5 protein-coding genes are annotated in these 6000 nt (G+C 41.4%); all 5 read left to right on the top strand.

Annotation, left to right across the window (positions count from 1 at the left end; all coding sequences use genetic code 11):
- Positions 1-55 precede the first annotated feature (55 nt).
- The 5 genes from AAC000_RS21870 (at position 56) to AAC000_RS21850 (ending at position 5754) form a co-directional block, all read left to right on the top strand.
- Entirely contained in the window at positions 56-460 is a 405-nt protein-coding gene (locus AAC000_RS21870) for a methyl-accepting chemotaxis protein (RefSeq protein WP_339725894.1), read from the top strand.
- Between the two features lie 382 nt (positions 461-842).
- Positions 843-3005 carry a penicillin acylase family protein gene (locus tag AAC000_RS21865; protein WP_339725893.1) on the top strand — a complete coding sequence of 721 codons (2163 nt, stop codon included), beginning with the start codon at positions 843-845 and terminating at the stop codon, positions 3003-3005.
- Positions 3006-3217: 212 nt separating this feature from the next.
- Positions 3218-3667, top strand: coding sequence for a DUF1499 domain-containing protein (locus AAC000_RS21860; RefSeq protein ID WP_339725891.1), 450 nt, complete (start codon positions 3218-3220; stop codon positions 3665-3667).
- Positions 3668-3809: 142 nt separating this feature from the next.
- Positions 3810-4199 carry an adenosylmethionine decarboxylase gene (gene speD / locus AAC000_RS21855; RefSeq protein WP_339725890.1) on the top strand — a complete coding sequence of 130 codons (390 nt, stop codon included), beginning with the start codon at positions 3810-3812 and terminating at the stop codon, positions 4197-4199.
- Between the two features lies 1 nt (position 4200).
- Entirely contained in the window at positions 4201-5754 is a 1554-nt protein-coding gene (locus AAC000_RS21850; RefSeq protein ID WP_339725888.1) for a polyamine aminopropyltransferase, read from the top strand.
- Positions 5755-6000: the final 246 nt, after the last annotated feature.

The following is a 6000-nucleotide window of genomic DNA, read 5'->3' as shown; positions in this document are numbered from 1 at the left end:
TACAAAATTAAGAAACCGGCACATTTAAAGAAAAAGCCTTAAACGAACAGTATTAGTGGTAGCCGATGAAGTGCGAACACTTGCTAGTCGAACACAGGTATCGACTCAAGAAATTCAAGTGATGATCGAAAAACTTCAAACTGGCTCAAAACAAGCTGTGTCGGTAATGGAACAAGGACGAACTCAGGCTCAAACGGGGACCATACAAGCATCTGATGCAGCCCAATCTCTAGTGAAAATAACGAGTTCTGTGGCAACCATTAATGATATGAATACCCAAATAGCAAGTGCCGCTGAAGAACAAAGCGTAGTTGCAGAGGAAGTGAATCGTAATATTACCAACATTAGTGCTGCTTCTGAACAAGCAGCAGATGGAGCAACACAAACAACGTCAGCAAGTGAAGAACTTGCTCGTCTAGCCAGTGGTTTACAGGAATTGATTGGCCAGTTTAAGGTGTGAAACAATAATTGTCAGTTCTTAGTATTGCGGCGCTGCAGGCTCTACAAATTCCAAATTAATCAGAAATCTAAAGTACCAATAAATAGGGTGTTCGTTAATTCAAGTCTTCCCAATTTATTATCCTTAACATGCTTTTTTTGTTCCTTGTTATGATTCTTTTTTGACTCTAAGTCTGTAATAAACTTCAGATACTGTTTGGTTCTTTTTAAGTAGTGAAGTTTTGAATCACATAAAAATAGACGAAAAAATCTAATCTGGCTTTTAAAAGATATTGCACTTAGTCTAACTTCCTATAAAAAATACATTAACAGCGACTGTTATTAGAGCTCTGATAAATGGAGAGCTCGACATTTCAATGAGCGCGCTGTTATGGGAAGGCATTATGGCTAAAAAAATACTGGTTATTGTCACGACATTATTAACATTCATTTTTATCGGTTTTTGGATAACTGCACCACAATCAGAGGATCCAGCGCAATACAAAATACTCGCGGATAAGTACCAAGTACAAATTGTTAGAGACAAATATGCGGTACCACATATCTTTGGCGCGAGGGATATAGATGCGGCTTTTGGACTGGCTTATGCTCACGGTGAGGATGATTTTGCGACTATGCAAGATGTTTTGTTGGTTACTCGTGGCAAACTCGCGACTTTACACGGTGCCAGTGCGGCTAAGACAGATTATCTAGTACAATTTATGGGAGTCTGGGATGTGGTGAACGCCGGTTATGAGAGCCGCATTGACCAACAAACCCGAGATCATGCCCAGGCCTATGCGGATGGGGTAAACTATTACGCTTCTGTCAATCCGAGCAAAGTTGCTGCCGGATTATTGCCCGTTACCGCTAAAGATATTGTTGCCGGTTTCACTTTTAAAACACCGTTATTTTATGGATTTGATCAAGCTGTGGCCGCTGTCGTCGAGGGAACTTATGGAACTGGCCTCGACAAACTGGCGTATTTGCAAGTCACCCACTCACCGCAACCGGATCTTGGAAGCCAGGGAATTGCTATTGCGCCGTCTCGTTCAGAAGATGGTTATACTCGCCTTTTGGTTAATTCCCATCAACCTCTTACTGGACCCGTTGCTTGGTATGAAGCGCGAGTAAAAACACAGCAAGGCTGGGATATGGCAGGCAGCACTTTTCCTGGCGCACCTGTGATTTTACACGGTCACGGTCCCACGCTGGGATGGGCAAGTACCGTCAATAAACCGGACTTAGTGGATGTGTATCAATTAACTATTAATCCCAACAATGAAAACCAATATTTATTAGACGGTGAATGGCGAGACTTTGTAGTAAAAGACGCGGCTATTGATGTCACCTTTTGGGGGCCGATCCGCTGGACCTTTCACGAAACGATATATCGCTCAGAACATGGCCCCGTTTTTAAAACAGAAAAGGGCACCTTTGCACTGCGCTGGGCGGGTATGGATGAAATGCGTACTCTCGAAGAGATGATAGCCATGAACAAAGCCCGTACTCAAGGTGACTTTGAAGCCGCGCTTTCGATGCTTGCTGCGCCTAGCATTAACTATGTGTACGCAGATAGGAATGGCAATATTGCACACTACTATAATGCGATGATGCCAAAACGCCCCGAAGGGGATCAGTATTCAGCTATTAATTGGCTTGGTTTAATTCCTGGGGACCAATCAGATCTAATTTGGCACGGATATCACCCCTTTGAACGATTGCCTCGCACTGTGAACCCTAAATCCGGTTTTGTATACAATGCTAACAATACTCCGTTTCGTTCATCGGTTGGTGAAGGCCAACCAAAACCTGAAGACTTTGATACTGCTATGGGTATTCAGACTAATATGACTAATCGAGCATTACGTATCGAAGCTTTGTTTGGGAACGACCAAGCTATTAGCCGCGAAGATTTACGGAGCTACAAATATGATAATAGTTACGCCCAAGGTTCAGAGGTTGGCCAGGTGATCACACGGATTTTAGCGATGTCTTTTGAGTCTGGGAGTCAGTTGCAAGCAGGGCAAACACTGCTGCAAGATTGGGATTTAGGCACCGATGCTGAAAATCGAATCGCAGCGCTGGGAGTGCTGACCACTAAGCCATTTGTTATGGCGACTATGCGCGATCAGCCTGAACCTGATTTAACTGAAGCTTTTCGCACAGCGCTTTCTTTACTACAAACCCATTTTGGGCGAATCGATCCGAAATGGGGCGAAGTCAACCGGCTTGTGCGCGGTGATAAAAGTTGGCCTCTGTCTGGTGCACCTGACGTGTTGCGTGCCGTTTATGGAGAATTTGATGATGAGGACGGCCATCTACAAGCCACAGCTGGAGACAGTTACATTATGTTTGTTGAATGGGCGCCAGATGGAGAGCTTTCAACTCGCAGCATCCATAATTTTGGCAGTGCCACCCTTGATACCACTTCACGTCACTATGATGATCAAGCACCTATATTTGCAGCTGAAAAAGAGCGCAGGTTACCCTTGGATTGGGACTCACTCATGGCCGAGAATACCAGTGTGACAAGGCTTGGTGGAGACCCAAAGCCTTTACTTTAAACAATAGGTCTATGGTTTTTAAGTTAATTCGTAACGGCGAACTTGTTCAGTTCAAAGAGTACTATCTACTAAACGGCAAGCAGATATCATTGCCTAGATGTCTGCGGTAACTGAATATTTGCCAAGTGTTTTTGTATGTGCAATGCCTAGTTGTCTCTTAACTTATGTATACTGGCAGACATAAATACAACGAACATATAAGGAGCAGTGTTTTGAATAAATATCTAGCTATTACTCTGTTGAGCTTTATTGTTTTGGTGGGATGCTCTGGCACCATACCAAAATTAGGTGTGAAAAGTGGTCAATTGATGCCTTGTCCAGATAAGCCTAATTGTGTCAGCACTCAAGCAACAAATGAAGCACACTTTATACAAGCTATAGCATTCAGTGGTTCAGTCCAAGAAGCGCAAGATAGATTGTTACAGGTTCTGGAAGGGATGGAACGTACAAAAATTATAGCCACAGAAGAAAACTACATTCGCGCTGAATTTACTTCTAATGTTTTCCGCTTTGTTGATGATGCAGAGTTTGTTTTTTTATCTGCTGCTGAGGGAAAAACAATGATTCACTTACGATCCGCATCACGTATCGGGCACTCAGACTTTGGTGTGAATCGCCAGCGTATGGAACAGATTAGAAATACATTTAATTCAAATAGTTAATGTAAGGTGTGAATGAATGTCACGTTAAAACAGTTGCCAAACATTATCCTTTTTTATTTGCTACTCCTGTAGCGAAATTAGACAATAACAAAGTTACAAATAAACCGACTTTTAAATAATGTCAGGATAAAGATAAAATTTTATGGAAAATAGTTATACCCCAGGGATACATCTGATTTTAGATCTATACCAAGCCACCCATCTAAATGATAAGTGCGTGATTGAAAAAGCCTTAACAGAGGCGGCAGAGGCCTGTCACGCCACAATTTTGCAAAAATACTTTCATAGTTTTGGAGAAGGGCAAGGCATTACAGGTATGTTACTGCTTGCTGAGTCCCACATTAGCATTCACACATGGCCCGAAAATCACTTTGCAGCTGTTGATATATTTATGTGTGGTAATTGCGAACCGTCTTTAGCCATTACACCTATCAAGCAATATTTATGTCCACAACGTGTCGATGTGCGTGAGTTAGATAGAGGAGCGGCGTTAAACAAGGTAAACATATCGTCAACCTATGGACCAATTTAAGATGTCGACTGCGCCACCCGACTTGGCTAACCAGTCTAAACAGAAACACTCTGCTACCTTGATCTATGCCGCATTTATTGCTGGTTTATGCTCGATTATTTATGAACTGCTGATTGCCACCACTGTGTCCTATTTTATGGGGGACAGTGTGAAGTTTTTCTCACTTACCATAGGGCTATATATGGCCGCCATGGGCTTGGGTTCTTATTTATCTAAATTTATGACTGACAAGTTATTACAACGTTTTGTGATGGCAGAAATCTTACTCGGGCTTATCGGTGGGCTCAGTATTCCGTTATTGTATTTTACCTATACTACCACCGCATTATTCTACCCAACTTATGTGTTGCTCACCTTAAGCATTGGTTTCTTAATTGGCCTAGAAATTCCTTTTCTAACCAGATTAATGGAAAGTTATCAGGCACTTAAATCCAATATTGCGAATATCTTATCTTTTGATTACCTCGGAGCTTTGATCGCAACCATAGCCTTTCCGTTTTTTCTTTTACCTGTATTGGGCATTTACCAATCTTCATTGTTGTTTGGGCTAATCAATATGTCCATCGCGGCTGTGGTGTTGTACTCCTTTAGAAGGTCCCTAGGAAAAACCGGTAAAAGACTGCAATTCTTAACCTTTGTTATGAGTGTAGTCATTTTAGTGATGTTGGTGTTTTCTGGTCGTGCTCTAAAGGAATGGGATCAAATGCTTTATAACGGGCGTATTGTGCATAGTGAACAAACCCCTTATCAAAAAATAACTCTGACTAAAAGCAAAGACGATCTGAGACTGTACTTAAATGGTGTCTTACAGTTTTCATCTGTAGATGAGTACCGTTACCATGAATCATTAGTGATGGTGCCCATGACTTACGCCGGTAAACTCATCAAACGTGTATTGGTGTTAGGCGCAGGAGACGGTTTAGCGGTAAGAGAGTTGCTCAAGTACCCTGAAATTCAAGAAATAGTCTTGGTTGACCTAGATTCTAGAATGACCGAATTAGCAAAAAATAATGCACATTTAGTTGACATAAACTTAGCCAGTCTAGCGAATAAAAAAGTACAGGTTGTGATTGCTGATGCCTTCGTATATCTCGAGAAAAATCAACAACCTTATGATCTTATCATTAACGATTTACCTGATCCGAACAGCGTTGCACTGTCGCGTTTATACAGTAAACAATACTACCGCTTAGCCAGAGAAAACTTAACCTCAGATGGCCTAATGGTGACCCAAGCGACTAGCCCGTTTTTTGTTAAACCTGCATTTTGGAGTATTGCAAAAACCATAGCCGCAGCCGGTTTTGATTATACCTATCCCTATCACACTAATGTACCGTCTTTTGGAGACTGGGGATTTGTATTAAGTGGCCTGAAACCCATAAGCCTAGTACCTAAACGGCCCTTAGAACACAGCCTTTTTTTAAGCCCAGAAACACTGCCATCTATGTTTGTTTTTGCAAAAGACATTCAAGAAATCGCGGTTGACATTAACCAAATTGATAAGCCTGTAGTGCTGGATTATTACTTAAACAGTTGGCGTTATTTTAGTGATTGAGTGGTTAACCATCATTATTTTATAACGTTTAAAATTCGCTTTGATTCTCTTCGAACTGCATAGAGTCACATCTGATTTATCATACTTTATCACTGCGACCAATGTCCCGTAATTCATAATTTACGTTTCTATAAAAAATCTTCTTTGTTATCGCTGCAGTTAATTTGCTTATTTTTACAATGGTTGGCAACATATTTGACTCTTCCCACTGTTGAAGTAACTAGAACTGGGAGCAAATATTACAAA

It is taken from the genome of uncultured Paraglaciecola sp. (assembly GCF_963977085.1).
In the GTDB taxonomy this organism is placed as follows: Bacteria; Pseudomonadota; Gammaproteobacteria; order Enterobacterales; family Alteromonadaceae; genus Paraglaciecola.
This window is presented reverse-complemented; position numbering and strand designations above follow the sequence as displayed.

Coding starts and splice junctions, on each gene's coding strand:
- AAC000_RS21850 (WP_339725888.1), top strand. CDS start 4,201: ATGTCGACTGCGCCACCCGACTTGGCTAACCAGTCTAAACAGAAACAC.
- speD (WP_339725890.1), top strand. CDS start 3,810: ATGGAAAATAGTTATACCCCAGGGATACATCTGATTTTAGATCTATAC.
- AAC000_RS21865 (WP_339725893.1), top strand. CDS start 843: ATGGCTAAAAAAATACTGGTTATTGTCACGACATTATTAACATTCATT.